Source organism: Bartonella melophagi K-2C (assembly GCF_000278255.1).
Lineage (GTDB): Bacteria > Pseudomonadota > Alphaproteobacteria > Rhizobiales > Rhizobiaceae > Bartonella > Bartonella melophagi.
Genome location: NZ_JH725085.1, coordinates 1,417 through 26,818 on the forward strand (window position 1 = coordinate 1,417; position 25,402 = coordinate 26,818).

Consider the following 25,402-nt stretch of genomic DNA (forward strand, 5'->3'; position numbering starts at 1 on the left):
TTATCAACTTTTTTCTATTTAAATGCCCTTATAAGCTCTCCCCTTATTATCATGATTTCGGAGCCGCGTAAGAAGGACAAAACAAACCGTTTAGGTGTCTTTAAGTCAAGGACGCTGATAAGCGCCCCGTAGGGGTTTCCTTGACCTTAAGAACCTAGGTTTGTTAGTCCCTTCTTTAAAAGCGGAAACGACTTCATGATTTTGGTGAGCGGTTCGGAGAGTTTGAGAGGTGAAAAACCTCTCATTGACATAGAAAGTCCTTTTAAACTCATGATATGTAGCACTTTTGTAATTATTTGATAAATAAACAATTATTATTTATTTTGCGTGCACTTGCTATCTACATAAGTTTCAATAAGACGATTAAGAAAATCACCACCATCTTCATTAAGTTCATCAGCCAAAGACCAAAAATTATCTTTCACTGTCGGTTCAAGTGCAAGCGTTAACCTTGCTGTCTTTAAACTACGCTGTCTACGCCCACTCCCATTACTCTGTTTTATTTCTAAGCTATGACGCGTCGTAAAACCATTTTGTTGACCTATCCTATTCAGATCTTGTTCATTTACTCTTTGTGCTTTTGTAAATGGTTGTAAATTTTCAAAATTTGGCAATGAAATCTCAGCCCTTTTGGTCATGCTACTCTATCCTTTAATAAATTCGCATCATCCAATATTTTCACAACAGCATTAGCAAAAACTGTTGCATTTTCTTGTGCTGCTTGAGGATTATTTACATCAGAGGATGATAAATCAAAAAGTGATCCTCCGATTTGAAAAAGAGCACTATAAGCTCCTCTTTCAGTTAATGAAGCTGGTAAAATAGGAATATTAGCTTTCTTCAGCGTTCTCTCTATATGCTGTGCTTCACGACTATTTAAGGTATTTGTCATTGAAAAAACAATACGGAAAGCTATTTCCCTTTTAAAGAACTGACTCTGTTGTTTTATTAAAGTGATAATCTTTCCTATTTGGTCTCCATCAAGTTGTTTTCTTCTCATAGGAACTAAAACTAAATCAGCCCTTCCTATAGCAAAAGAAGCCGCAAGATTGGCAGAACCTTCAAGATCAACTATAACAAATGGGAACCGTTCTACAGCGTCATCAATACATGAAACAATATTCTGTTCTGTAATATTTCCAGAAACTTCTATATTATTTGGCATTGTATCTATGGATCTTTTCATCCATGTCACAAGTGGTTGATTTGGGTCCGCATCAATCAATTTCACCTTAGATCCAGCTTTAGCAAAAACATTAGCTAGCACCAATGCCATTGTTGATTTTCCAACACCACCTTTTGTTGAACACATTGTAATGACAGGCATAGGATATTCCTTATTACTAAATACATAGTAAATATTTATTACGTATTTATTAAAAATTTAGTAAATATTTATTACGTATTTTGTACGTAAATAATAAATATTCACTATTTATTTTATGCGTAATAATTGAGAATAGGGTATATATTCAGGTTAACAGAGTTTTTTCTTACGCAATTGGCATAGTAATGATTGGCTTAATTTTCGTAGGTTTAATATTTCTGCGTTCAATAAACAAGTGTAAGGTATTCACACTAACTCCTAATTGTTTAGCAATACGGCTTCGCGATAAACCAACATTAATGAATGCTTGAATTTCATTAATATAGTTATCAAGTTTTAATTGCGTAGAAATACTCCCTTTTGGCCGACCAAGTTTAATACCTCGTTGACGAGCAACACTTAATGCTTCTTTTGTACGCGTTTGAATTAAATGTCTTTCAATTTGCGCTACTATACCTAATACGGTTGCGATAATATCGCTTTGTAAGCTCCCATCCATGACGAGATTTTGTTTTGTCACGTGAACAATTAAACCACGTTCACTAGCGGCTTTGAGAATTTCTAAGACAGCAAGAGAAGAACCAGCTATACGAGAAAATTCAGGTGTCAACAACACATCACCTCGTTTAGCTTTTTCAATTAAATAACCAAGTTTACGTTTACGCCAGTCTTTTTCTCGACTTGCAATTTCCTCTTCAATATGGAGTGGAGCAAAACCATTCCTGTTAGCATATTCTAACAAACCAAGTTTTTGGTTTTCTGTATCTTGTCCATCACGGGAAACGCGTAAATAAGCGTAAAATTTTGGCATGTTCAGTAAAAAGGTTATTTTAGATAAAAACTGATATATTTTTTTTCAAAAAAAATGTCAAATAAATATATGGTTTTATATCAGAAAAAACGATCGTTTTTTCTGACATTTTCTCTAACTTTTTTTGTTGGCCAACGTGTTTTTTTAGAGCAGATGTTGTTTTCCATTACCGCTTTTTGAATTAGCAAATAAGATAATGGGCATTCAATCTTTTTACTAAATAGGATATAATATTATAAGTTATAATACTATATGATAGGATACTATACTTAAGGTATAATGTTTAATAGGGCTTTTCTAATTCTGTTCGCTTGTTGGGGGAAGGAGCTAGTTTCTTACCCCTAATTGTATAAATATAATGATATAATTAGAGAGACATGCCTTTATTTTGAGACAGATTGATACCGAGAGCTTTTGCTTGCATGTTTTCGTACAGTCTGCGCATGACTTTCATATTGTCTTTACGTGCATCAATAATTGATTTTTCAACTGTTGTTAAACGGGCTTTGTTTAGATTACCTAACCTTGTGTAATGTGATGCCATTGCCTGACGTGCTTCATCATAAGGTAACCCATTTTTTCTATTTTTTGACAGACTATGCGCTTTGTTAATCAATTGATATTGAGTAGGATCAGCAACAATTTCCAAATGTTCTTTAATAATGTCTATTTCAGTCAAAGCTGTTTTAAGACTACTTTTCATTTCTGGGCTATTAGTATACCTAGACAAATCGTCATCAACAAAGCTGCGTTCTGTATCGAGAAGTAACGAGAAATCACCGCTCTTACCAACATCACGAACATAATCGTGTAACTTACTTCGTAAATTATGTAATTTTTTAACCGCTAATGTTTCTTCAACATCTTGAACATAGCCATTTTGAAGCAAAAAAAACTTCTGTAATTTATTAGAAATGATGACCTCCTATATTAACACCTTTATCTAACCAATCCGGTCCATATTCTTCATCTGCACTTTTGGTAGAAAATCCCATATCACGAATAAATTGGGGTCCATTCCATTTTCTAAGACATAAAAGTGCATGAGCTGGATATTCGGCCATTGCTAACCATTCCCATGTTGTTTTTTCATCATTAGCTTTTTCCGCTGCTTCTGCTTCAGAGAGATAAATACCATTTTGCGATAATCCCCCTGCTCTTAATTCTTCACGTTGTTCATCAGTCATATAACTTTTAGGTAGTTTTTTCTTCATTGAAATCTCCTTATTAGTATGTGGAAAACATATGTTGCATATTAATTTAAGTCATAAATTTAAGCAATTAAAACTACGGTTTTCTCTGAAATTTTTCTAGTTTTTTTGTTGGCCAATATGTTTTTTGCGTTTTCATTTTTCCCATACAGTTTGTTGATTTGAATTAAGTAGCCCATAAATAGAACGTTCAAGATATAATTCCCCCCGTTTTTCCTTATCAATCATGCCACGCAAGTATCCTCCCGGTGAATGAATGAGTTGACGAGCGTATTTTTCGAGAATAATGCCAATAGCAAGAGCAGCTTTTTTAAATCCCATAGTTTCTCTAGCCTGCTTAACGGCATCAGGAGAAATACCAGTCATTTTAGCTAAGAACTCAGTTGAGCTGACTAAATCATCCACTGAGTTAAGTTTGTTATCAAGAAACTCAGAAACATTAGGCATAGCACTAACTAAAGTCTCGGGCTTAATTTGAGGCAATACGCCATCATTTGAAAAAAGTGTTGCTTCAGTTTCGCGTGTGTCTCTTTCACTGTTATTTTTATAGCGACTGGAAGTCGCATTAGTTATGGAAGAGTATTCGGATTTATCCGAATTCATTATTGTTGGTTTGTTTTTTGAAGAGTGATTTGTTTTCTGTGTGTTTGTATTACTTTTACAAATAGGATAGGGGTTTGTATTATGTATGTGCATGTCGTCGGTGACATACGTGTATGTCGTTTTTGACATTTTAACATCAAAAAAACGTTGCAAAATCCACTCGAAAAACCGAATAGCTTTCTTTAGTTTCTCAAAAGAAACTTGTGATGGCCGTCCTATAATACATATAACTTTTTGTACTCTAGAAAACAGCATATGCGTAAACGGTGTGATTTCAGATGCACAAGAAAACTTAATCTGTCTTACTAATCCCCTAAAACAACGTAAAGCTTCTCTTCGCTTTTCTAAATCTTCCAATATATCATCTGCTTTTTGTTGAAGCTCACAATAGCGAAGATATAATTCCCCCTGTTTTTCCTTATCAATCATGCCACGCAGGTATCCTCCCGGTGAATGAATGAGTTGTCGAGTGTATTTTTCGAGAATAATGCCAATAGCAAGAGCAGCTTTTTTAAATCCCATAGTTTCTCTAGCCTGCTTAACGGCATCAGGAGAAATACCAGTCATTTTAGCTAAGAACTCTGTTGATCTGGTTAAATCATCCACTGAGTTAGGTTTGTTATCAAGGAATTCAGAGACATTAGGCATAGCACTAATTAAAGTCTCTGGCTTAATTTGAGGCAATACGCCATCATTTGAATAGGGTGTTGCTTCAGTTTCGCGTGTGTTTCTTTCACTGTTATTTTTATAGCGACTGGAAGTCGCGTTAGTTATGGAAGAGTATTCGGATTTATCCGAATTCATTATTGTTGGTTTGTTTTTTGAAGAGTGATTTGTTTTCTGTGTGTTTGTATTACTTTTACAAATAGGATAGGGGTTTGTATTATGTATGTGCATGTCGTCGGTGACATACGTGTATGTCGTTTTTGACATTTTAACATCAAAAAAACGTTGCAAAATCCACTCGAAAAACCGAATAGCTTTCTTTAGTTTCTCAAAAGAAACTTGTGATGGCCGTCCTATAATACATATAACTTTTTGTACTCTAGAAAACAGCATATGCGTAAACGGTGTGATTTCAGATGCACAAGAAAACTTAATCTGTCTTACTAATCCCCTAAAACAACGTAAAGCTTCTCTTCGCTTTTCTAAATCTTCCAATATATCATCTGCTTTTTGTTGAAGCTCACAATAGCGAGCAATTAAAATACGCAGATCAATACCGCAAGCCGTTGTGATATTATTGTGACTATTGTGTGCAGAATATCGTTTAAAATTTCCAGAGTCTCGCATGACAATAAGACCCTTATCATAAAGGATTGAAAGCAAGCGACTAACACGGGAGTCACTACGACTGATCTCTATTCCTAAACGTTGATTGCTTTTGAAAACAATAGGAATGCCCCCTTCTTCAAAAGAAGAAACTGAAGCTGTATCTAATAAAGCTAAAAGAAGATTACATTCAGTATCTTTTATAAAGCCAGTCATGCGTAATTTCTTAGCTAATCTAATCAATTGGCTACGGCTTACAGAACCAACCTCTGCATTTTCTGCCAATCTTCTGTATTCTATGTGATGAGCGTCTATACGTCTTCCAGATGTTTTATTAACCATAATCATTTTAACCTCGCTGTTAGAGGCAAAAAAGATAAAAACACCCTAGTCAGAAAAAAACTCTTGCATAACTCTTCATAATGCATTATTATTATGATGTCTTTAGAGAGCCCTTCTGCTTCGGCAGTTGGGTTTTTTATTTTTTGCCATTAATTTCCTCTTATTAAAAAAGAATCATTGATCCGCATATTTCATGCAGTCTACGACTATACGTAAAACAAAAACATTTTCAATATACTAATAATTCTAAGCTCCCCTTCCTCCTATTCGGACTATTAGATTAGAAAGCCAAAGGCTTCTAATTTTCTTCCTTTATTGCATTTAACATTGCATAAAAAAACAATGTCGTGGCCATTAAATACGAAAATTTGTTTTCTATGTTTGACTTATAGATAAATCGTTAATTATATGATACAACATTTTTAGAACAAAATGTCAATTGTTTTTACTTTAAAAGAATAATTTAATTGTAATTATAACAAGCTGCTTAAAACTTTAACGGACAGTTAAAATGGATAATCTTAATTTAAGAAAATTAGAATATTTTCCTGACAAAAATCCTTTTCTTGATAAACCCAAAATACACATTCAAGATGAAACTGTTACAGCGTATATAGGACATCACAAGCTTATCAATTTCAAAACTGGTAAAATTCTTACTCCGCCTATGATTTGCACCATTGAAGAAAAAAATAAAAGGCAGTTTGTAGAGGTATTCGCAGATGATGTTCAAAAAATCTTTAATTTATCTCATACCGGACGCCGTGCCTTTATAGAAATATTGCTACTATATCAATCAGATCAGTTAACAGATAACTTCACTGATAGTATTATTCTAGTTTGGCTTGACGATGGTTTAAATGGCATAAAGCTTGATATGTGTAATAAAACATTTCAGAATGGCTTAAAAGAATTGATATTCAAAGAGCTTCTAAAACCAAAATTACGAAATCAGTATTGGGTGAATCCAGCAATATTCTTCAAAGGTGATAAAATTGCTTTTATAAAAGAATATCAAATAAAACAAGATTTTCCAGACGATGGATATCAAACCGATATTGAAGATTTTACAAATAAATAATAATCATACTTCATTGTTTTTTTGTAATTAAAGAGGGGAAAAGTGAGGAAGTCCTCTTGTAAAACATATTATAGTGACGTAACTTTTTTGCTGCTTTATAAAAAATCATTCTGAACTGATTTAATCTAATCACAAGTTAGGTTATTTCATTTTCTAATGATTCTCCCACTCCGAAAGACCCTTCTGTTTCAGCAGTTGGGTTTTTCTTTTTTGAGATTCGCATTTCTCTTTTTCATATCATTTATTTCATTGTTTTCTCTAGCGATAGCGATACGAAACGATGTAGAGGGAAGGGAACGCGCCCCTTCATAGCGCTGTAGTGACCGCCCGATACGAGTAAGTAAAAGCGTCAATAAAAACAACAATTTTCCATGATTGGAGTTGTCCATCAGAATGCAAAGCAGGCTGTGGTCAACTTTTACCTGACAGTATCACTGGAGGGCCGATTGTGGAAATATTGTCCGGCAGCTCTTTCAAAAATTTTAAAATTAATATGATATTTTGTGCCTGACAACAAACTTCTTAAAGTCTTCATGTTCTGATTTCATTTAGAATAATCAATGCGGATCAATAGGGTTATAGGCACCATTTCTTCTTCTCCAGTCTCCTGGATGTTCGAAATCTCCAGACCATAATCCAACTTTGGCTTTTTGAGCAGAAAATTGTAATTCCTTGTAGTGTGCAGGTGAAGGAAAATTATGTTGATCTTTCGGTAAAACCATCATTCCTTCTGCAAGACCTAAGCTGGCAATATCAACCCCATCAATAAAACACTGTGCGTAATGAATCTTCCTGACGACACAAACTTGCTTACAAGTAACATTTTTATCAATTGTTTTCGATACAAGCCATGCAGTGACAAAAAAACCGCAAGGCCACTGAACACCGTTACGTAATGCAAATTGACGTGGCTCACATGATTCAACACCATACAAATGAACACGACGTACAATTCTCTTTCGCCAGATCTCATCTACTGGTGTTATCATTTTAAAAGTAACACCACTTGTTACCTGTATAGCGCCTGAATAAACTGGTGTGTGTTTTTTGTGTAATTGTGATGAACCGGAAATTTTTATTGGTTTATTTGAGTGAACAGTAAATTCTGGATCCGGATCTTGAAATTGCTTTTCTATTATAAATTTTACTTCTTGAATGAAAGGTAATTGAATAAAATTTTTAGTATTTTTATCAAAAGTAAAAATAAAAAAAACAATAATGTAAGTTAAAATTAAATATTTAAACCACGATTGAAATACTTTTCTGTTTATATCCATTGTAATAAAATTATTATTCTCGTGAAATAGTTGCATAGAGTATTTTTCTTATATAGTTTTTTATATAGCTATCATAATATAAGGAGTAGGGAATTTTATGTCTTCATATAAATTAACTGTACCAAATACACAAAAGAAATGGTTAGCCACAGGACTTATGTTGTTTATCGCATTTATAACATTAAGCGATCCAGCATTGGCTGAAGGCTTTGGGCAAATCGAAAGTGCTCTTGATAAAATAGTGCAAGCTCTAACAGGAACCATTGCAAAATCTATTGCAATTATTGCAGTTGCTGGTGTCGGCATCGCGTGGATTGCTGGTTACATCGAAATGCGTAAAGCTTTCTTTGTTTGTGTTGGCATAGGTATCGTTTTCGGTGCACAACAAATTGTAAGCATGCTATCATCTTAATATAATGATTTAAAGCAATGAAAGAGCGTGATCAACTCACTGAAGATACATTGTTTCTTGCCTGTACACGGCCTGCAATGATCGCAGGCGTTACAGTAGAAGCTATGGGTTTAAATTTTATGGGCACGCTTATAATATTTATTCTAGCAGATAATATTTTCTTTATGGCACTTGGTGTTTCTATTCATTTCATAATGAAGGAAATTATCAAACACGATCATAATAAATTTCGTGTTCTTATTGCATGGTTACAAACTCGCAAATTCTCAAAAAACGCTGAGCAATGGGGGGGTGGTAGTATTTCTCCATTACGGTTAATCCGTAATTATGAGGAGCTAAAATGAACACTGCTCAACGTAAACGTGAACCCCAGCCGGAATCAGTCATACCTTATGTGCGCCACGTGAATGAACATATTATAGCGTTGTCATCACGAGCGCTTATGACTGTTATAGCCATTGAAGGAATTAATTTTGAAACAGCAGATATTGCTGACCTTAATGTCCTTCATGAACAATTAAATAACTGCTTTAAAAACATCGCTGATGAACGGATAGCAATTTACAGTCATATTATTAGAAGGCGTGAAACAGTTTATCCAGACGGTACTTTCAGATCAGAATTTGCACAGACGTTGGATGATAAGTACCGTCAAAGAATGGTATTTCAAGAATTATATCGTAATGACCTCTATCTTTCAATCATATGGAACCCTCATGTTGATAAAACCGATAAATTAGCTGACTTTTTTAAACGCTTAGAAAAAGCGAAAGAAACAAAAACAGAGGTAGATGCAGAATCAATTCGTAAGCTCGAAGATGTTGCAATCAATCTCATGCAGAACTTAGAGCGTTATGGTGTAAAACGGCTTAGTCTTTATGAGCATAACGGTAATATTTTTTCTGCACAAAGTGAATTTATTCATCAACTAGTAGGCGGCCGTTATGAACGTGTACCTCTTACATGGGGAACAATAGCATCATCTGTATATTCAGATCGGATTCTTTTCGGTAAAGAAATCATAGAAATACGCCACGAAGCAAAGCGACGGTTTGCGGGAATGTTTGGTTGGAAAGAGTATCCAGCTAAAACCAGACCAGACATGACAAATGGTTTGCTTACTCTCCCGTGTGAGTTCATTTTTACGCAATCCTTTATTTTCAAAAGCAAAAACGTTGCAAAACAGATTATGGGGCGTAAACAAAATCAGATGGTCAATGCCGGGGATCGTGCAGGATCTCAAATTGATGAGTTAGATGATGCACTGGATGATCTTGAATCAAATCGTTTTGTTTTGGGTGAACATCATTTATCATTAGCAGTCTTTGCTGACACACAACGAGAGCTCATCGATAATCTTGCAAAAGCACGTGTTCGCCTTACAGAAGGTGGTGCTGTCGTTGCTCGTGAAGACTTAGGGCTTGAAGCGGCATGGTGGGCACAGCTTCCTGGCAATTATGCTTATCGAATGCGTTCTGGTGCTATTACAAGTCGTAATTATGCAGCACTTTCACCCTTTTATTCATTTCCGGTTGGAAAAATAGACGGCAATCAATGGGGACCCGCTGTTGCTCTTATGAAAACATCGGCTGGATCTCCTTTTTACTTTAACTTTCATTTTGGTGATTTAGGAAACACTTTTATTTGCGGTCCATCTGGGTCTGGTAAAACCGTTATTGTTAATTTTCTATTAGCACAGCTTCAAAAGCATGACCCTGACATGGTGTTTTTTGATAAAGATCGTGGAGCAGAACTGTTTGTTAGAGCTGGTGGTGGCACATACATGCCGCTAAAAAATGGTAAGCCAACAGGCATAGCACCATTAAAGGGGTTAGATTATAGCAATCCTGCCAACAAAGTATTCCTACGACACTGGATTACAAAGCTTGTCTCTAACGAGGGGAAAATAATAAGTGAAGCAGAGCGTCAAGATATTTCTGCAGCTGTTGATCAACTAGCCTTATTACCTAAGGAACAGCACACAATATCTGCATTGCAAATGTTTTTTGATACTACCCATAGAGAAGGCATTGCTGGATGTTTGGAAAAATGGCGTAAAGGCAATGCCTTAGGGTGGGTCTTTGATAATGATGACGATGATATAGGGATTGACGCAAAATTCATTGGTTATGATATGACTGACTTTTTGGATAATGACGAAATCCGTCCTCCATTAATGATGTATTTATTCCATAGAATACTTGATCTGATTGACGGGCGCCGCATTATCATCGTCATTGATGAGTTCTGGAAAGCGCTAGAAGATGACTCATTTAAAACATTTGCACAAGACAGGCTAAAGACGATCCGTAAACAAAATGGTTTAATGCTTTTTGCAACACAATCACCAAGAGACGCACTCAACTCAACAATTGCACACACCATTATAGAACAATGCCCAACACAAATATATTTTCCTAACCAAAAGGGAAATTACGCAGATTACGTGGAGGGTTTTAAATTATCAGATCGAGAATTTAACCTGATACAAACAGAATTAACGCGGGAATCACGCCAGTTTTTAGTCAAGCAAGGTCACAGTTCTGTAGTTGCAGAACTAAATCTACGTGGATTTGATGATGAAATAGCCATTTTAAGCGGAACAACCAAGAATATTGAACTACTGGAGACAATCATGAGCGAAGTGGGTGAATCTCCAGAAAAATGGTTCCCGCTCTTTCAAGAAAAGCGAAAACAATGAGGAAAATTTTATTAACGATAGCGTTTTGTACAATCTCTTTTGGGCTAACATCAAATGTATTAGCACAAGTGCCCACATTTGATGCAGCGGCTGTTGCCAAAATGATGGAACAATTAAAGCAAGGCAAACAACAGCTTGACCAATTAACTTCTCAACTTGATGAAATGAAAAAACTGTATGGTTCTTTAAATGGAGCTACCGATTTATCCGCACTTCAGGAGTTGCTCAATAATCAGGGTAATAATGCGGCTTTACCTTTTGATTTTAATCATTTGGAACAATCGATGGGTGGCACCGGAGGTGGCGGTGGAAATGCTGCAAAATGGGAAGAAAAGCTTTTATACAAAGAACCAGCAGGTGGTGCAGGATCAAAAGAAGCAGTTGATGCTTTCTACAGACAAGAAGTTGAGAAAATACAACAACGTAACGTAGGGCAAGCAGCTACAGGGCAAGCTATTTACGAGGAGGCTGCTAAAAAGAAAGAAACAATTAGCAAGCTGCTTGAAAAACTTAAAAAAGCACAAACTGCTGCTGAAATTCAAGATGTTCAAGCGCAATTAACAGCTATCCAAGCAATGTTACAAGCAGAAGTTCTACAAACTCAAGCTGCCACTATGATTCAACAAGCTGAAAAGCAGGCTGGAGAGATTCGTATTAGACAGGAATTTAATACACGACACAGCGATTATGCTAACCAACTATAAATCATAAAAAAATAAAAAGGAAAATCTAATCATGAACAAAATCATTATGACGACATTACTTTTTTGCACGGGTCTTATCATTGCAGGTTGTGAAAAAACTTACAGTGTAGAAGAATTTAAACAAAATAAAGAATTGCTCAATGAATGGGCAATTCTGTGCGGTTCTTTAGATCAATCTAAAAATTGTAAAAACGCACGGATAGCGTATAGGAAACTTTTAAGTGAAGGCCGTAATCCGTAGAGGCTAATGTAAAATAACTCCATGAATCTGTAAAGAAGAGTGAAAGATACATAGAACAGAAAAAGAATTTCGTAATAAATAATATGAAGATACGTAATGTAGCGGAATTATAAATAAAAGAGATATTCAATGAGCAACTATATTCCTACATTTACTAAGATGGATAGCAGTATAGCGGGTACTCTTAATGATATAATAGATAAAATTATTGTAAATCTTTCATCATCTTTATCTGTTCCACTATCCCTATCTTGTATAATCTACATTGCATTTATGGGTTACAATATCATATATGGGCGTTCTTCTATACCCTTATGGGACTTTACAGCGACATCTGTAAAACTTGCTATTATTGTTACGCTCGCAACAAAAGCCCCTGAGTATAATGCTTGGGTTAAAAATATATTTTTTACCGATCTATCTAACGCCATTGCAAATGTCACACAAGGAATAACGCAAGGAGCAGATTCTGGTGAAAATGTATGGGATAATATGCTGGCAAAAGCTTATAAAACCGCCTTTGCCAAAACACAAAAAGAAACAGGGTTTTTTGAATTAGGTACGTATATTATTCACTGGATTGGTGGTTTAATTTGTATAGTTATTTCGGGCATTTTTTGCACAATTGGTTTTATTGTTTCAATGCTTGCTAAAATTGGTCTTTTTCTTGTTTTATCAGTAGGACCACTTTTTATAAGTCTTTACATGTTTTCAACAACTAGACGTTTTACAGAAGCGTGGCTAGGTCAAGTTGCAAATTTTGTTATTTTGCAAGTATTAGTGGTTTTATTTGGTAATTTATATGTAAGTATTTCAATGAATATTCTTGCAGATAACGTTGAAGATATTCTGTTTTCTATACTCCAATTCCTCATAATTGGTATATGTGGTATTTATATCTTTATCCATTTACCCGCCATTGCATCAGCTTTAGCTGCTGGTGGTGCAAATCTTACAGGAACAACACATTTAGGTCACCATACGGCTAGAGCAGCTGGTAAAACAACTGCTTTTGCAATTCGTGCAGGTATGCGTGGTGCAAAAGGTTTAATGTCAAAAATTCGAGGAGCATAAATCATAAATGCGGAGTTTTAAAAACATTGGGATCATTTTATCTTTCATCTGTTTTATAAGTGGATGTGCGTCTTTTCAAAATACAGGACAATCATTACCGAAATGTAATGGATATTCTAAGAGACCATTAAACAAATCAATGTGGAATTGGGAAGGGAAAAATCCATCTTCCACTCCAATCATGATCAACAATGATACAGGCGTCAAATCATCAGCGCAAAATGATAGTTTTGATATTTCTTTAGCTGAAAAATCAAAACATCAAGAAATTGAATCATATAAAAATTGCGGGTAAATAAAATGAAAAAGAAAGACGTTGAGCAGTACATTGCTGAAGCGCGATCATTTGATCAAGATCGAATAATCACATCCCGCCGTATTACGCGTGCCTCGCTTGCTGTTGCTGGAGTAGCAGTTATAGCTGCAATTGTCTCTTCATTAGCCGTTATAGCGCTTGTGCCGCTTAAAACAGTTGAGCCATTCGTAATCCGTGTTGATAATTCAACGGGTATAGTTGAGGTGGTTGAAGCGTTAAAAGAAAGCCCCGCAAATTTTGATGAAGCCATTACACGCTATTTTGCTACAAAATATGTTCGTGCTCGTGAAGGATTCAATTTAAGCGAAACGCAAAATAATTTTAAGACGGTCTCTTTGTTATCTTCTTTTGAAGAGCAAGGTAGATTTGCTGAGTGGTATGGTGCAAAAAATCCACAGAGTCCACAGTTTTTATATAAAAACGCTGTTGCAACTATCTCTATAAAATCAATCTCGTTTATCAGTAAAGATGTCACTCAGGTTCGTTATTACAAAACTGTTCGTGAAAATAACACGAATAAAGAATCCATTACGCATTGGGTAGCAACTCTTACTTTTAGATATAGTAATGCTCCGATTTCTACACAAAATCGTTTGGTAAACCCTCTTGGTTTTATGGTTCGTGAATACAGAACTGATCCTGAAGTGGTGAATTAACAATGAAGCAAATTATATTTTCTTTTTTCCTCAGCATTGTGATCAGCTTTTTTTTAAATAATATGAGCTATGCTAGTATTTCTCCTACACGTGCACCTAATGACAATAGAATTCGCTTCGTCAATTACGATGCCTATAATGTAACAAAAATCATTGGATCTATACGTTCATCTGTGCAAATAGAATTTTCCCCTAATGAAGAAATTGCACATGTCGCTATTGGAAATAGCATTGCATGGGAAGTAGCGCCGGCTGGAAACATTATCTTTCTTAAACCACGAGAAGTTCAGCCTATTACAAATCTACAAGTCATAACAACACGGCTTGATGGGTCAAAACGGTCTTATCAATTTGAATTGATGGTTAAAAATGGGGAAATTTCATCTGAAAGTGAAACATATTTCCTTGTAAAATTTCGTTATCCTCAGGATGAAGCAGCACAAAGACAAATTGAAGCACAACTTAAAAAGGATAGAAAACAAGCGCTACAGGTAGATGAAGCCTTTGGTGCTTATGAACAACATGGATCAAGAAATTGGGCTTATTCAGCTCAAGGAACAGTTATTCTTGAACCAACATCAGTTTATGATAATGGTAAAATAACCACATTTACTTTTTCTGATAATCAAGAAATTCCCGCTATTTATATCGTTGGAAACGATGGTAAAGAATCTCTCATTCCTAAAACAACAAAAGGCAATATGGTCATTGTGCATGCTATTAGTCACCAATTCATTTTAAGACATGGGGCAAATGTTTTATGTATTTTTAATGAAGCCTATCAGCCTAAAGGAAGCGATCCAGAAACGGGTACAACCTCACCATTTGTTGAACGCAAAATCGTTACAGATCTTTAAGGGGAAAAGTGAAAGGAATAAATACGTGAGTGACAATAATGATGAGATAATCTCTGAAGATCGCGGAAAAATTGATGATAATCAAAATAATATATCAAGCGAAACAAGAAAAAAAGTAATTATAGGGCTCGTCTTTTTGGGGATTGGCGCTTATATGGTTTGGAACATATTCTCAACCTCATCAACACAAGATGATATAGAAAAAGAACCCAAAAAAGAAGTACAAAGCTTTAATACTTCACTCACTCCTTTAGAATTAGCACCTTCTGAACCAAAACCGCAAATTGGTCAAATTACATTACCAGCACCAATACCACCAACCGAAGATATTAAAAATGATCCATTACTTGATGCAGCAAAACGTGCACCGGTTTTAGCTTTTGCTAGTGAGGCTCATTTCCAAGCAAATAGAACAAGAAGAGATAATTTTACTGAAACAAATGAAATTTCTGACCGGAATTTTCAAAATTTCTCTGCTCTTTTAAAGCCCACAAAAACAGAAGAAACAAAAGCAGGATTGCTAGGCAATAGAAATTTTATTATCGCAATGGGAACATCCATTCCATGTATATTAGAAACAGCGATAAGTAGTGATCAGCCAGGTTTTACAAGTTGTGTTATTAATCGTGATATTTTATCTGATAATGGCCGCGTTATTCTTCTTGATAAAGGAACACAAATTGTTGGTGAATATCGAGGTGGATTAAAAAAAGGACAGCATAGGCTTTTTGTTCTTTGGACAAGAGCAAAAACACCCAATGGAGTCATCGTTACTCTCGCATCACCAGCCACTGACAATTTAGGAAGATCTGGTTTTGATGGTACTATTAATACCCATTGGTGGGAACGCTTCGGATCAGCATTGCTACTTTCCATCGTTGATAATACCTCAGCAAACTTATCAGGTCAAATAAGTGATAACATCAAAATCACTGGCACAAATAACCTTGGTAAAGACGCAGCTAGCATTGCACTTGAAAATCAAATTAATATACCTCCTACCTTAGAAAAAAATCAGGGTGAGTTAGTAAATATCTTCGTTGCAAGAGACTTGGATTTTTCATCAGTTTACAAGTTGGCCGTAACAGAAAAAGAGAATAAAATCTTTACGCGCTCTGCTCCAAGCAATTTCTTTCTCCATTCTCCATATCGGTAAAAGTAAACCATTATGACAGAAACGAAAAATGCAGAACGAGCCTCTGTTGTTTTAACAAAATTGAAGTTATTAAATGACTATTTAAATGATGAAAGTTTATTTGAAATTGTTATCAATCGTCCTGGCGAGGTCATGGTTGAGAGTCAAAATGGTTGGAAAACACATAAACTTGAAAAATTGACATATAGTGAATTGGAAGGCATAGCAAAGGTTGTTGCTGCTTATACAACTCAAAAAATCAGTGTAGAAAACCCAATCCTCTCAGCAACACTTCCCAACAATGAACGCATACAAATTGTAATGCCCCCTGCGGCTGCACAAAATACTATCAGCATGACAATTCGTAAGCCTTCCTCACGAACTTTTTCTCTTGAAAGTTTGCATGAAAAAGGTTTGTTTTCTGTCACTAAAAATGTCAGTTTTACCCCATCTGAACAAATGGCTGAACGGCTAGGTGAGCTTTCCGATAGCGAACAAGAGTTAACGAAATTATTCATTGCTAAAGATTTTAACAGTTTTTTAGAAAAAGCCGTTATTGCACAACAAAATATCTTGATATCTGGCAAAACAGGATCAGGGAAAACAACACTCTCTAAAGCTCTAATTGCAAAAATTCCTGAAGATGAGCGGATTTTAACTATTGAAGATACTCCCGAACTTGTCGTTCCTCATCCAAACAAAGTGCAATTATTTTATTCAAAAGATAATCAAGGATTGGCAAGAGTTGGAGTTAAAGAATTACTTGAATCTGGACTGCGTATGCGACCAGACAGAATTCTCTTACAAGAATTGCGTGATGGGACAGCTTTTTACTATATCCGCAATGTCAATTCTGGGCATCCAGGATCAATCACGACTGTTCATGCTTCATCTACTCTAGCAGCCTTTGAACAAATGACGCTTCTTGTCAAGGAAAGCGATGGGGGAAGCGATTTGGCACGCGAAGACATCCGTGGTTTATTGATTTCTATGATCGATATCATTATTCAATGCAAACGTTTAGAAGGCAAATTCCGTGTAACAGAAATGTATTATGATCCTTTTAAACATCGAGATGCTTTTTAAAAAGATAAATCAATCGATAGCTATCACTGCAATTACCTTGTAATTCCTTTTGAAACCGTACGTGTTATTGCAAGATTGTTTAGCTCTTGTATATGTCTTTGTTGCAGAAATTTTATTGCCGTTTGAAGTTCATTGACAAGCTTCTTATCATAAGGCTGTTTTGAGGCTATTTCTTTCGATAAGTTAAAATCTCGCTTATAAATCATATCTTCTCCAAAACGCCTGTTTAAAGCACTTTCAAGCTGCACAAATTCTTTATTAATGTTCTCTGGTATCTTGGAATAATTATTACGGCCAACTTCAACATTTTTCACATAAGCAATAGCTTCTTGAGAGAGAGAAGGTACTTCAACTTTTAATTGTTCACGTTCACGTGTAAGTCTGTCCATATGCTTCTCATAGGAATTTTTATAAAATGATTGAAGTTTTCTAATTGTAGAAACTGCAAGAGGAACATTATAAAGTGCAGCTTTTCGTTCTTTTCCTGCTGACTTTAGTTTGTCTATTAAACGATCTGATCCACGCAGTTCACCAGCTTTATTAGGCGCTTTAGCTAAAATATCAGGTAATTTATCTCCCTTGCCTGCTAAAATCGTTTTTTCAATCTTAAGTGCTGCTGCTTGAGGATCCTTATAGATAGTCTTCAAATGATCGTTTAATTCTTTAAAAGTATCAACGTAAGATTTTTCATTCCTAAGAGCATTTTGCGCTTTTTGTTCTAAATTAGAAGTATCTGTATAAGAAGAAAGATATGGCGCTTGTTTTGTTGCTATATTAAAATCTTTTTGTGATTGCTCAATCTTGATACCTTCTTTTTGAAGTTTAGCAAAACTTGCTTTTGCTCTATCCCAAAGCCTTTCAATCTTTTCTCTCTGTTTTTGCAACCATTCTTTATTTGTCTCAATGTAAGAGGAAACTCGTTCACCAAAACTTTGAGAAACATCAATCCCTCTATTTGCCGTAAATTTAGCAATATAATCTCTGTAATCAGAAGATTCAGAAAAATCGAGAGTTGTTGTTTTGACGCCAGATCTAGAAAAAGCTGCCACTAATTTTTCATATGTATTTGCACGATCCGATTGATTGATACCACTAACTAAAGAAGGGTCACCGCGTTCTATTAAATCAACATTAAAAATGTTCTTTTTGATTTCCTTATTGTTAACAACAATAGTCTCTTTGTCTTGACGAATAGATATCTTGTCACCAAACTCAATACCCGCACCATCTATAGCAGAAGGCAGATTCACACCATAAATACGTTCAATTCCACGTGAAGTTGCTATATCAGCATAAGGTGTTTTGGTTTTTGCATTTTCATTAAAAGAAGTATGCCCTGTTTCTACAAGTTCACCAATTATTGTACCTTTAATCTGCCTGTGTTCATGTAATCTAACATTTTTAAAATCCTGCTCTGCTACATAAAGATGTGATTGATATCTGTGTCGAGACATAGAAACATATGCAAGATGTTGATCCATAAACGACGAGGCTAAAACAAAAACATTATCAACTGTCACTCCCTGACTTTTATGAATGGTGGCCGCATATCCATGATCAACATTTTGATAAGTTTGGTTGGAGAAAACAACCTCTTGGCCAGAGTCAAGACGCACCTTTAAAAGTGGTTTTCCTGTTTTACTTTGCGTAGACAAAACAGTGCCTAACATACCATTTTTAACTTTTTGCTCTCCTAATTCCGGCGCATATCTTTCTTTGAACTGAGCATTTTCAAGAAAAATAATCCGCTCACCAACAACAAATTCTCGTTGCCCCCTCATGGTATCAAAATTTGTTGTACTCGCTATATCTTCTGATTTAAGTAAACGAGCATTTTTGAGTGCTGTTCGAATTTTTTCGTTTAATTTTTTTACGTCCGCATTTGTATGAGCAAGAACAAGAAGTTCATCACCCCTTAAAGATTTTCCTTCTTCTGCATATTTTGTTTCTACCTTCTTTCGTGTATCCATCCAATCTTTAACAATAGTATTTATTGCTTGTTCATGCGTTTTAGTTTGGTGAATGAATCCCCTATTTTTATAGTTATCTAAAGCTTCTTTCACTTGACCACGTGCAAATTGTCTTGACGCTTCCTGTCCCCATTCTTCTTTTTGTCTTCTTATGCCGGACAATTCAACATAGCCAATATTATCAACAACAGCACGAAATGCTGCTCCAGCTTCAATTGGTTGTAACTGCATATTATCACCAACAAGAACTATTTTAGCGCCAGCTTTTTTAACTTTTTGGACAAAATAAGAAAGCTGCTTTGAAGAAACCATTCCAGCTTCATCAATGACAAAAACATCACCAACCCGTAATTCATCTTTTTTATTTTTCCATGCTAGCTCCCAAGCGGCAAGAGTTTTACTTTTTATTTTTGAGGATTCTTCAAGACTTTCTGCAGCTTTACCCGCAAGAGCCGCACCAAATACATGTCGACCACTATTCACCCAAGCAATATTTGCTGCTTCTAATAAAGTCGATTTTCCAGCACCAGCATAACCAACAATCGCCGCAATACCTTTATCATCTGTAATATGCTGCACTGCTAATTTTTGTTCTCCTGAAAACTTGAATGTATTGCTGCGATCTTTATTCTCAACAAATTTTATTGCATCTAAAACCTTCTTACTTTTAAGACCATGCCCCTTTGTTTGAAACAAAGAAACGACGTCACGTTCCATATTATATTCAATTTTTATAATTTCCTTTGTTGAGTAAATAACTTTATTAGGATGAGAATGATCTTTAATTTTAATAAGATTATCACTTTGCTCTAAGCGCACCATAATATCATTAAAGTCATTTGCATCATCAACATATCGATTAATGATCTTAGCAAGGTCAATACGACTAAATGTCGATTTCTCAAATGAAATTAATTTTAATACTTCAGCTGGATTTTTTTTAATGATCTCTACAGATTTTCGTTTTACTTTTTCATTAGCTTGCACTGCAGTACTAAGCAGGCCCCTTTTTCTCATCGCATTCGCAGACTGCCCTAAATGAACAGTTGGCTCTATAGATAATCCCCTATCTTTATAGGACCGCATATCTACTTTTATGTCATAGCCAGACATTGCTAAATGTTTCGTTGCAATTTCACCCCATGAATTACGTAAATCCTTAATCGCATCTTTATAACCTATGACATTTTCATAAACTATACGTTCTTCTCTTTTTATCGGATTTCCTTTCTTGTCATGAATCATAACAAAAGATTTTTTCACTGTTCCATCATCATTTAAAACAGCTATTTTTTTTGACCCAAGCCCATGTTCTACAACAGGACGTAAAGTATGCATTATATGAATATGTGGATTTCCTTCACTATTGTGATAAACCCAATCGGAAATAAGACACCGTGATGTAAAATTTTTATTTATAAATTCTTGTACAAGAGAAATATTTTGTTTTTGAGATAATTCTAATGGTAATGCAATAACAATTTCTCTTGCTAACTGTCCATTTACACGCTCATTATTTTGAACATAATTCCATAACCATTCACTTTTTTCTTCATTTTTATCGAGATATTTCAATGGTTCTTTAAGCCATTTTGGTGAATTTTTAGGAAAGCTAATTTCTGAATAAACGAGATCTTTTTCTTTATTATATTTGTGCGTACTCGATCCTTCTAATTCATCAAACATTCTCGTTCTATGACGATACGCTGAAGCTGCAACTGCTGATCTTCCGGAACCAATAATTTTAGCTGATAAATGCGATATTGCCATAAGGTAAAATTCTTTTAAACAATAATATTTTTTATAAAAAAAATCTTAGCATAAAACGTTTTAAAAAAAAACGTATAATTGCGCCTTCAAAAAATCTTTCAAAGAAAGACATTTTCAGGAGCGCATTTTATGCGCACTTTTTATTATTGATATCAGTGCCTTTTTCTGTTAAAAAATTTATAAAATTTACAAAAAAGAAAGATATTTAAATGGCAAGAAAATCATTAAATAAGCTCATAGAAGAAAAAAATATTCTTGAAAAAAAAAGAAAAAAAATTATTGAAGATATTAAAGCCGCTAAAAAATATGAAGGGGAAAAAATTGCATTATTAGCAGCAGAAGCTGGATTAACAATATTAAATATAACAAATGAACAATGGAAAGAAATTTTTGAAGAAGTTAAAAATCAATTTCAAAAAGAACAGCAAAAATCTGAATAATCTTGGAAAATCCATAAAATTACTAAGACGTATTGAAAAAAGGATTAGATATTTGAATGATAAAATAAGACGTAAAGATGCACGTGAAAAAATTATATTAGGAGGGCTTGTTGTAAAAGCTGGTCTTAGAGAAGCAAATAAGTCTTTCATTTTAGGTTGTTTGATTCATGCCTCAAAACTCGATGAAACTTCAAAAGAATACAAAGATTTTGAAAAAACAGGAAAAGATGCTTTTGCGGATATGCGGATAGCAAATGATAAATAAATTAGATAGTAAACAAATCATACTTTTAATATGCCCAATTATTTTTTCTATCATCACACCTCTTCTTGTTAACATAACAATCAACGAAATTACAGAAAACGGTACAACACCAGATGCTTATTGGTTTATACGTTCAAAGCCTCTTGATGTTTTAATTTTTATTGCACTTTCATGTTCTTCATTCGTCTTGTTACAAAAAAGACATATTAGAAAAAATATCACCATCTCTTCATTAATCGTATTTTGTCTCTTTGCTACTTATTACAATGCATCTGAATATATAAGATTAAGTCCCTATGTTGGACAAAATGGTATGACCTGGAAAAATGTTTTGCCATTTTTTGATAGGATGGTTTTAACTGGATCTTTCATTGGAATTCTTATTCTTGGTTTCACTATGAAATTATCATTAGCTCCTCCCTCTCCTTTTAAAAATTCAAAAAAAATGATTTTTGGGGGAGCTCAGTGGATTGATATGAAACGTTTGGAAAATATTTTTCCAACTAATGGGGAAATAATTATTGGTGAGCGATACAGAGTCGATGAGGACGTTATAAAAGATATACCCTTTAATCCAACAGATAAAACAACATGGGGGAAAGGTGGAAGTCAGCCACTTCTAACATACAACCTTGATTTTGACTCAACACATATGCTCTTTTTTGCTGGTTCAGGAGGTTATAAAACAACAAGTAATGTTATCCCTACTTGCCTTAAATATAATGGGCCATTAGTTGTTTTTGATCCATCAACAGAAATCGCTCCTATCGTTAAAGAAACACGACAACGCTTTAATAACAGAACTATGCATGTTCTTGATCCGCATGGAAAATCAACTCAAGCTTTTAATCCTTTAGATTGGTTATTAAATGAAAATATCCCTTTATATGAAAGGGAAGCTGGTTTAGTTGAAATTGCTAGACTTTTATTATCTGAAAATCATAAATCAACATCAACAGACCAGTTCTTTACATCACATGCACACAATTTGTTGACGGGATTACTGGCTCATATTGTTTTTTCCAATGAATACAAATTAGAAGAAAAAAATTTAAAAACTCTTCGTGTTCTCGTATCTGAACCTGAGCCGTCTGTTATTAAAAAATTACGTAAATTACAATCCTCTTCACCATCACAATTCATTCGCGAAACCCTTGGTGTTTTTACCAATATGGCAGAACAGACATTTTCTGGTGTTTACGCTACAGCATCAAAAGATACACAATGGCTCTCACTGTCTAATTATGCTCAGATGATTAGTGGAAATGATTTTAAAACAGAAGACATAACAAAAGGCGATATTGATATCTTTTTAAATATCCCTTCAAAAATTTTAAAATCTTACCCTGGTGTCGGTCGCATTCTTGTGGGTTCTTTCCTTAAAGCAATGGAGGCTGCTAATGGTCTTTATGCTAAAAGAGTTTTATTTGTTTTAGATGAAATTGATCTTTTAGGATATATGAACATCTTAGAAGAGGCTCGTGATCGTGGACGTAAATACGGCATATCATTGATGTTATTTTATCAATCGGTCGGGCAAATTGAAAGACACTTTGGTCATGCTGGTGCTATGGCATGGTTTGAAAGTTGTGCTTTCGTTAGTTATGCAGCAATTAAAGATATTAAAACGGCTAAAAATATTTCTGAATCATGTGGAAAAATGACTATTGAGGTTAAGGGCAAAAGTAAAACTTTAGGGACAACAGGAGCAAAAGGAACCGAAAGTACAAGCTTTCAACAAAGACCTTTAATCTATCCTCATGAGATAACACAATCCATGCGAAAAGATGAACAGATCATCCTTGTACAAGGACAGCCTCCTATTCGTTGTGGACGATCTATATACTTTAGACGAAAAGATTTTAAAGCTCTTGCTAACGAAAATAGATTTGCACTTAAATAAAAAAAGCTTATTTTCAAAAAAATGAGAGGCTTTCCGCCTCTCAAACTCACCAAAACGCTCACCAAAATCATGAAGTCGTTTCCGCTTTTAAAGAAGGGACTAACAAACCTAGGTTCTTAAGGTCAAGGAAGCCCCTATGGGGCGCTTAAAGCGTCCTTGACTTAAAGACACCTAAACGGTTTGTTTTGTCCTTCTTACGCGGCTCCGAAATCATGATAATAAGGGGAGAGTTTATAAGGGCATTTCAAAAAATGCCTTAAAAAAGCATTCCATAAGAAGATATATTGTAGGCTGTTCTAACTAAACACGTTGCGAATAAAGTATTTATTCAAAGAAAGAGTGCGATATCATAACCAGGAGGCGCTAGACGCAGCAAAAGTGCATCATAAGCCCAAGTAAGGCATAAACAAACACATGCAAAGATAAATCCACCAATTATTAATTCTGTGTTCATGGGTGATGTTCCACGGTCTAGTAAATATCCATAAACGAAGAAGAATAGCATTAACATTGATCCCCCCGCAAAAAAACTTAAGATGGCACGAACTGGTGTACGAATAAACAAAAGAAAGAGAAAAAGGAGATGTAAAAACCTACCTATGAAAAATAAAAATATACGTATAAATAGATTGCGTTTACGCTTCTTTTTTGAAACAGGCGGTTCTTCGTGTAAGCTTTCTTCTGTCTTGTTTAGTTCAACCTCAGATATACTATTCATTATCCTTATCCCCTCGCGTCTTTAAATATATAAAATCGTAATTTAACATATACTGTATCTTTACAAAGTGTAACAACAGCTTCAAACTTTTCTTTTGGGGGCTTAATTTTTTAAAAACTAACCAAGATTAAACCGCACCATTTATGTGACTTGGTTTTGTTTTTTGCTGTTTAAAAGCAAGCGCCCCCTCGCCTGTTATTTACGCTGCTATAGCAACCTTGACAACATTATCGCCTTCATAAACCTCACAATTTGTTGGAACACTAAACAACTCACTGCGTCTTTTAATTCTCGCATTTCCATGAACTTTTCCACGAATTACTCCGTAACCTATCACTTTCGCATTTCCATAAACAGAACCGTAAATCTTAAAATGATCACCAACCGTAGCGTTCTCATAAACTTCACCAAAAATTCTTACAGCACCAGAGACTTTTGCATTACCATAAATTTTTGCCCCTGGTTTAATACGAGATGAACCAGATACCTGAGAGTACCCAAAAACATGTGCATCATTATGAATCCATGCTTTATTTAAAATATAAGCATTACCATAAACGTGGCCACTAACAACAGCATCATCACACACAATAGCATTGTCGTAAACTAAAGCTTCACCACACACAAATGCATTACCCCCAACCCAACAATCGCCATTATGAGAAAGATTTTCTTCTTTCTCTATAAAACCACCAAGATCACCAGCTTTAACATCACCAAAGTCTCTTAACGCACGAATACGATGAAGAGTACGCTTACCAGCTTTTAGGGTTTCATTTGTAAATTCATATTTTTTCATAATGAAGTCCTTACTATTTCAATGTTTCTTAATGACACCCTTAACGGGCGCCGGGTGTTAAGAAACACGGTAGTAAGTCCGTCGTTACACTTTCCCCATAAAGGGTATTGTATAGTGTAAACACACCCGACAAAATCACTATACGTTGGAATACGTATAAAAGAAAGTCAGTTTAAAAAGACATTGGAGAGATTGTTTCGTAACCTATCCGCTTACTATCAAAGTGTTTCTTAAGAAACTGAAGATCAGTATAGCAAAATTCTCTTTTACTGTCAATTATTTTATTCTCTTTTTTTGACATTTTTTATAATTTTTTCAAATAGATAGCTCATAAAAAACCTTATATTTTTATCAACTTTTTTCTATTTAAATGCCCTTATAAGCTCTCCCCTTATTATCATGATTTCGGAGCCGCGTAAGAAGGACAAAAC

Annotated in this window: 26 protein-coding genes; 15 read left to right on the forward strand and 11 right to left on the reverse strand. The window is 34.9% G+C overall.

The genetic code is table 11. The annotated features are described in order from the left end of the window. Positions 1–314 precede the first annotated feature (314 nt). The 6 genes from ME3_RS06180 to repC form a co-directional block, all read right to left on the reverse strand. Entirely contained in the window at positions 315–638 is a 324-nt protein-coding gene (locus ME3_RS06180; RefSeq protein ID WP_007478047.1) for a hypothetical protein, read from the reverse strand. Beyond that, a complete protein-coding gene (locus ME3_RS06185; protein WP_007478048.1) occupies positions 635–1,327 on the reverse strand; it encodes a ParA family protein in 693 nt (230 codons plus the stop codon). The genes ME3_RS06180 and ME3_RS06185 overlap by 4 nt, the downstream gene beginning before the upstream one ends. A gap of 166 nt (positions 1,328–1,493) precedes the next feature. Next, a complete protein-coding gene (locus ME3_RS06190) occupies positions 1,494–2,138 on the reverse strand; it encodes a recombinase family protein (protein WP_007478049.1) in 645 nt (214 codons plus the stop codon). 367 nt (positions 2,139–2,505) lie between these two features. Further along, positions 2,506–3,027: a hypothetical protein gene (locus tag ME3_RS07265; RefSeq protein WP_007478050.1), complete on the reverse strand. Its 522-nt coding sequence runs from the start codon at positions 3,025–3,027 to the stop codon at positions 2,506–2,508. Between the two features lie 19 nt (positions 3,028–3,046). Beyond that, on the reverse strand, positions 3,047–3,352 hold the full coding sequence (locus tag ME3_RS06200; RefSeq protein ID WP_007478051.1) for a hypothetical protein: 306 nt from the start codon (positions 3,350–3,352) through the stop codon (positions 3,047–3,049). A gap of 132 nt (positions 3,353–3,484) precedes the next feature. Beyond that, positions 3,485–5,566 carry a plasmid replication protein RepC gene (gene repC / locus ME3_RS07270; protein WP_245256348.1) on the reverse strand — a complete coding sequence of 694 codons (2,082 nt, stop codon included), beginning with the start codon at positions 5,564–5,566 and terminating at the stop codon, positions 3,485–3,487. Between the two features lie 511 nt (positions 5,567–6,077). Between repC and ME3_RS06210 the strand changes: the two genes are divergently transcribed. Continuing rightward, positions 6,078–6,647, forward strand: a complete 570-nt coding sequence (locus ME3_RS06210; protein ID WP_007478053.1) for a hypothetical protein — start codon at positions 6,078–6,080, stop codon at positions 6,645–6,647. A 188-nt stretch (positions 6,648–6,835) separates the two neighbouring features. On the opposite strand, the gene ME3_RS07065 is transcribed toward ME3_RS06210, so the two are convergent. Then, complete coding sequence (locus ME3_RS07065; RefSeq protein ID WP_198002720.1) at positions 6,836–7,036, reverse strand: hypothetical protein; 201 nt, start codon at positions 7,034–7,036, stop codon at positions 6,836–6,838. Positions 7,037–7,204: 168 nt separating this feature from the next. Continuing rightward, the gene (locus ME3_RS06215) at positions 7,205–7,960 is read right to left on the reverse strand and encodes a hypothetical protein (protein WP_007478054.1); all 756 of its coding nucleotides are present in this window, start codon (positions 7,958–7,960) and stop codon (positions 7,205–7,207) included. A 61-nt stretch (positions 7,961–8,021) separates the two neighbouring features. Here ME3_RS06215 and ME3_RS06220 point away from each other — a divergent pair, with 61 nt between their 5' ends. The 11 genes from ME3_RS06220 to virB11 all read left to right on the forward strand — a co-directional run bounded on the left by ME3_RS06220 (position 8,022) and on the right by virB11 (position 17,106). Then, entirely contained in the window at positions 8,022–8,336 is a 315-nt protein-coding gene (locus tag ME3_RS06220; RefSeq protein ID WP_007478055.1) for a TrbC/VirB2 family type IV secretion system protein, read from the forward strand. Positions 8,337–8,353: 17 nt separating this feature from the next. Next, positions 8,354–8,680 (forward strand): VirB3 family type IV secretion system protein, encoded by a 327-nt coding sequence (locus ME3_RS06225; RefSeq protein WP_007478056.1) that lies wholly within the window; start codon positions 8,354–8,356, stop codon positions 8,678–8,680. Continuing rightward, a complete protein-coding gene (locus tag ME3_RS06230; RefSeq protein WP_007478058.1) occupies positions 8,677–11,037 on the forward strand; it encodes a VirB4 family type IV secretion/conjugal transfer ATPase in 2,361 nt (786 codons plus the stop codon). The genes ME3_RS06225 and ME3_RS06230 overlap by 4 nt, the downstream gene beginning before the upstream one ends. Continuing rightward, a complete protein-coding gene (locus ME3_RS06235) occupies positions 11,034–11,741 on the forward strand; it encodes a TrbJ/VirB5 family protein (RefSeq protein ID WP_007478059.1) in 708 nt (235 codons plus the stop codon). The genes ME3_RS06230 and ME3_RS06235 overlap by 4 nt, the downstream gene beginning before the upstream one ends. A 31-nt stretch (positions 11,742–11,772) precedes the next feature. After that, positions 11,773–11,982, forward strand: a complete 210-nt coding sequence (locus tag ME3_RS06240) for an EexN family lipoprotein (protein WP_007478060.1) — start codon at positions 11,773–11,775, stop codon at positions 11,980–11,982. A 129-nt stretch (positions 11,983–12,111) separates the two neighbouring features. Then, the gene (locus ME3_RS06245; RefSeq protein ID WP_007478061.1) at positions 12,112–13,056 is read left to right on the forward strand and encodes a TrbL/VirB6 family protein; all 945 of its coding nucleotides are present in this window, start codon (positions 12,112–12,114) and stop codon (positions 13,054–13,056) included. Positions 13,057–13,063: 7 nt separating this feature from the next. Then, the gene (locus ME3_RS06250) at positions 13,064–13,351 is read left to right on the forward strand and encodes a hypothetical protein (RefSeq protein ID WP_007478062.1); all 288 of its coding nucleotides are present in this window, start codon (positions 13,064–13,066) and stop codon (positions 13,349–13,351) included. Between the two features lie 5 nt (positions 13,352–13,356). Next, positions 13,357–14,028 (forward strand): VirB8 family type IV secretion system protein, encoded by a 672-nt coding sequence (locus tag ME3_RS06255; RefSeq protein ID WP_007478063.1) that lies wholly within the window; start codon positions 13,357–13,359, stop codon positions 14,026–14,028. Between the two features lie 2 nt (positions 14,029–14,030). After that, positions 14,031–14,885, forward strand: coding sequence for a P-type conjugative transfer protein VirB9 (gene virB9, locus ME3_RS06260; RefSeq protein WP_007478064.1), 855 nt, complete (start codon positions 14,031–14,033; stop codon positions 14,883–14,885). Between the two features lie 25 nt (positions 14,886–14,910). After that, positions 14,911–16,041, forward strand: a complete 1,131-nt coding sequence (gene virB10 / locus ME3_RS06265; RefSeq protein WP_007478065.1) for a type IV secretion system protein VirB10 — start codon at positions 14,911–14,913, stop codon at positions 16,039–16,041. 12 nt (positions 16,042–16,053) lie between these two features. After that, complete coding sequence (virB11, locus tag ME3_RS06270) at positions 16,054–17,106, forward strand: P-type DNA transfer ATPase VirB11 (RefSeq protein ID WP_007478066.1); 1,053 nt, start codon at positions 16,054–16,056, stop codon at positions 17,104–17,106. Positions 17,107–17,138: 32 nt separating this feature from the next. Here the strand turns inward: virB11 and traA are convergent, their stop codons facing one another. Then, complete coding sequence (gene traA, locus ME3_RS06275) at positions 17,139–20,846, reverse strand: Ti-type conjugative transfer relaxase TraA (protein WP_007478067.1); 3,708 nt, start codon at positions 20,844–20,846, stop codon at positions 17,139–17,141. Positions 20,847–21,055: 209 nt separating this feature from the next. Here traA and ME3_RS06280 point away from each other — a divergent pair, with 209 nt between their 5' ends. Genes ME3_RS06280 through traG form a run of 3 tightly spaced genes read left to right on the forward strand, consistent with a single transcriptional unit; the run spans position 21,056 to position 23,454 of the window. Further along, positions 21,056–21,286, forward strand: a complete 231-nt coding sequence (locus ME3_RS06280; RefSeq protein ID WP_007478068.1) for a TraC family protein — start codon at positions 21,056–21,058, stop codon at positions 21,284–21,286. Positions 21,287–21,338: 52 nt separating this feature from the next. Continuing rightward, on the forward strand, positions 21,339–21,551 hold the full coding sequence (locus ME3_RS06285) for a conjugal transfer protein TraD (RefSeq protein ID WP_007478069.1): 213 nt from the start codon (positions 21,339–21,341) through the stop codon (positions 21,549–21,551). Further along, entirely contained in the window at positions 21,541–23,454 is a 1,914-nt protein-coding gene (gene traG, locus ME3_RS06290) for a Ti-type conjugative transfer system protein TraG (RefSeq protein ID WP_007478071.1), read from the forward strand. Before ME3_RS06285 ends, traG begins: the two co-directional genes overlap by 11 nt. 328 nt (positions 23,455–23,782) lie before the next feature. Here traG and ME3_RS06295 read toward each other — a convergent pair whose 3' ends face one another. After that, positions 23,783–24,172 (reverse strand): hypothetical protein, encoded by a 390-nt coding sequence (locus tag ME3_RS06295; RefSeq protein WP_007478072.1) that lies wholly within the window; start codon positions 24,170–24,172, stop codon positions 23,783–23,785. Positions 24,173–24,371: 199 nt separating this feature from the next. Further along, the gene (locus ME3_RS06300) at positions 24,372–24,971 is read right to left on the reverse strand and encodes a bactofilin family protein (RefSeq protein ID WP_007478073.1); all 600 of its coding nucleotides are present in this window, start codon (positions 24,969–24,971) and stop codon (positions 24,372–24,374) included. Between the last annotated feature and the right edge of the window lie 431 nt (positions 24,972–25,402).

Excerpts from the sequence above, each read along its gene's own strand:
- ME3_RS06180 (WP_007478047.1), bottom strand. The coding sequence starts at position 638 with ATGACCAAAAGGGCTGAGATTTCATTGCCAAATTTTGAAAATTTACAA.
- ME3_RS06185 (WP_007478048.1), bottom strand. The coding sequence starts at position 1,327 with ATGCCTGTCATTACAATGTGTTCAACAAAAGGTGGTGTTGGAAAATCA.
- ME3_RS06190 (WP_007478049.1), bottom strand. The coding sequence starts at position 2,138 with ATGCCAAAATTTTACGCTTATTTACGCGTTTCCCGTGATGGACAAGAT.
- ME3_RS06200 (WP_007478051.1), bottom strand. The coding sequence starts at position 3,352 with ATGAAGAAAAAACTACCTAAAAGTTATATGACTGATGAACAACGTGAA.
- repC (WP_245256348.1), bottom strand. The coding sequence starts at position 5,566 with ATGGTTAATAAAACATCTGGAAGACGTATAGACGCTCATCACATAGAA.
- ME3_RS06210 (WP_007478053.1), top strand. The coding sequence starts at position 6,078 with ATGGATAATCTTAATTTAAGAAAATTAGAATATTTTCCTGACAAAAAT.
- ME3_RS07065 (WP_198002720.1), bottom strand. The coding sequence starts at position 7,036 with ATGGACAACTCCAATCATGGAAAATTGTTGTTTTTATTGACGCTTTTA.
- ME3_RS06215 (WP_007478054.1), bottom strand. The coding sequence starts at position 7,960 with ATGCAACTATTTCACGAGAATAATAATTTTATTACAATGGATATAAAC.
- ME3_RS06220 (WP_007478055.1), top strand. The coding sequence starts at position 8,022 with ATGTCTTCATATAAATTAACTGTACCAAATACACAAAAGAAATGGTTA.
- ME3_RS06225 (WP_007478056.1), top strand. The coding sequence starts at position 8,354 with ATGAAAGAGCGTGATCAACTCACTGAAGATACATTGTTTCTTGCCTGT.
- ME3_RS06230 (WP_007478058.1), top strand. The coding sequence starts at position 8,677 with ATGAACACTGCTCAACGTAAACGTGAACCCCAGCCGGAATCAGTCATA.
- ME3_RS06235 (WP_007478059.1), top strand. The coding sequence starts at position 11,034 with ATGAGGAAAATTTTATTAACGATAGCGTTTTGTACAATCTCTTTTGGG.
- ME3_RS06240 (WP_007478060.1), top strand. The coding sequence starts at position 11,773 with ATGAACAAAATCATTATGACGACATTACTTTTTTGCACGGGTCTTATC.
- ME3_RS06245 (WP_007478061.1), top strand. The coding sequence starts at position 12,112 with ATGAGCAACTATATTCCTACATTTACTAAGATGGATAGCAGTATAGCG.
- ME3_RS06250 (WP_007478062.1), top strand. The coding sequence starts at position 13,064 with ATGCGGAGTTTTAAAAACATTGGGATCATTTTATCTTTCATCTGTTTT.
- ME3_RS06255 (WP_007478063.1), top strand. The coding sequence starts at position 13,357 with ATGAAAAAGAAAGACGTTGAGCAGTACATTGCTGAAGCGCGATCATTT.
- virB9 (WP_007478064.1), top strand. The coding sequence starts at position 14,031 with ATGAAGCAAATTATATTTTCTTTTTTCCTCAGCATTGTGATCAGCTTT.
- virB11 (WP_007478066.1), top strand. The coding sequence starts at position 16,054 with ATGACAGAAACGAAAAATGCAGAACGAGCCTCTGTTGTTTTAACAAAA.
- traA (WP_007478067.1), bottom strand. The coding sequence starts at position 20,846 with ATGGCAATATCGCATTTATCAGCTAAAATTATTGGTTCCGGAAGATCA.
- ME3_RS06280 (WP_007478068.1), top strand. The coding sequence starts at position 21,056 with ATGGCAAGAAAATCATTAAATAAGCTCATAGAAGAAAAAAATATTCTT.
- traG (WP_007478071.1), top strand. The coding sequence starts at position 21,541 with ATGATAAATAAATTAGATAGTAAACAAATCATACTTTTAATATGCCCA.
- ME3_RS06295 (WP_007478072.1), bottom strand. The coding sequence starts at position 24,172 with ATGAATAGTATATCTGAGGTTGAACTAAACAAGACAGAAGAAAGCTTA.
- ME3_RS06300 (WP_007478073.1), bottom strand. The coding sequence starts at position 24,971 with ATGAAAAAATATGAATTTACAAATGAAACCCTAAAAGCTGGTAAGCGT.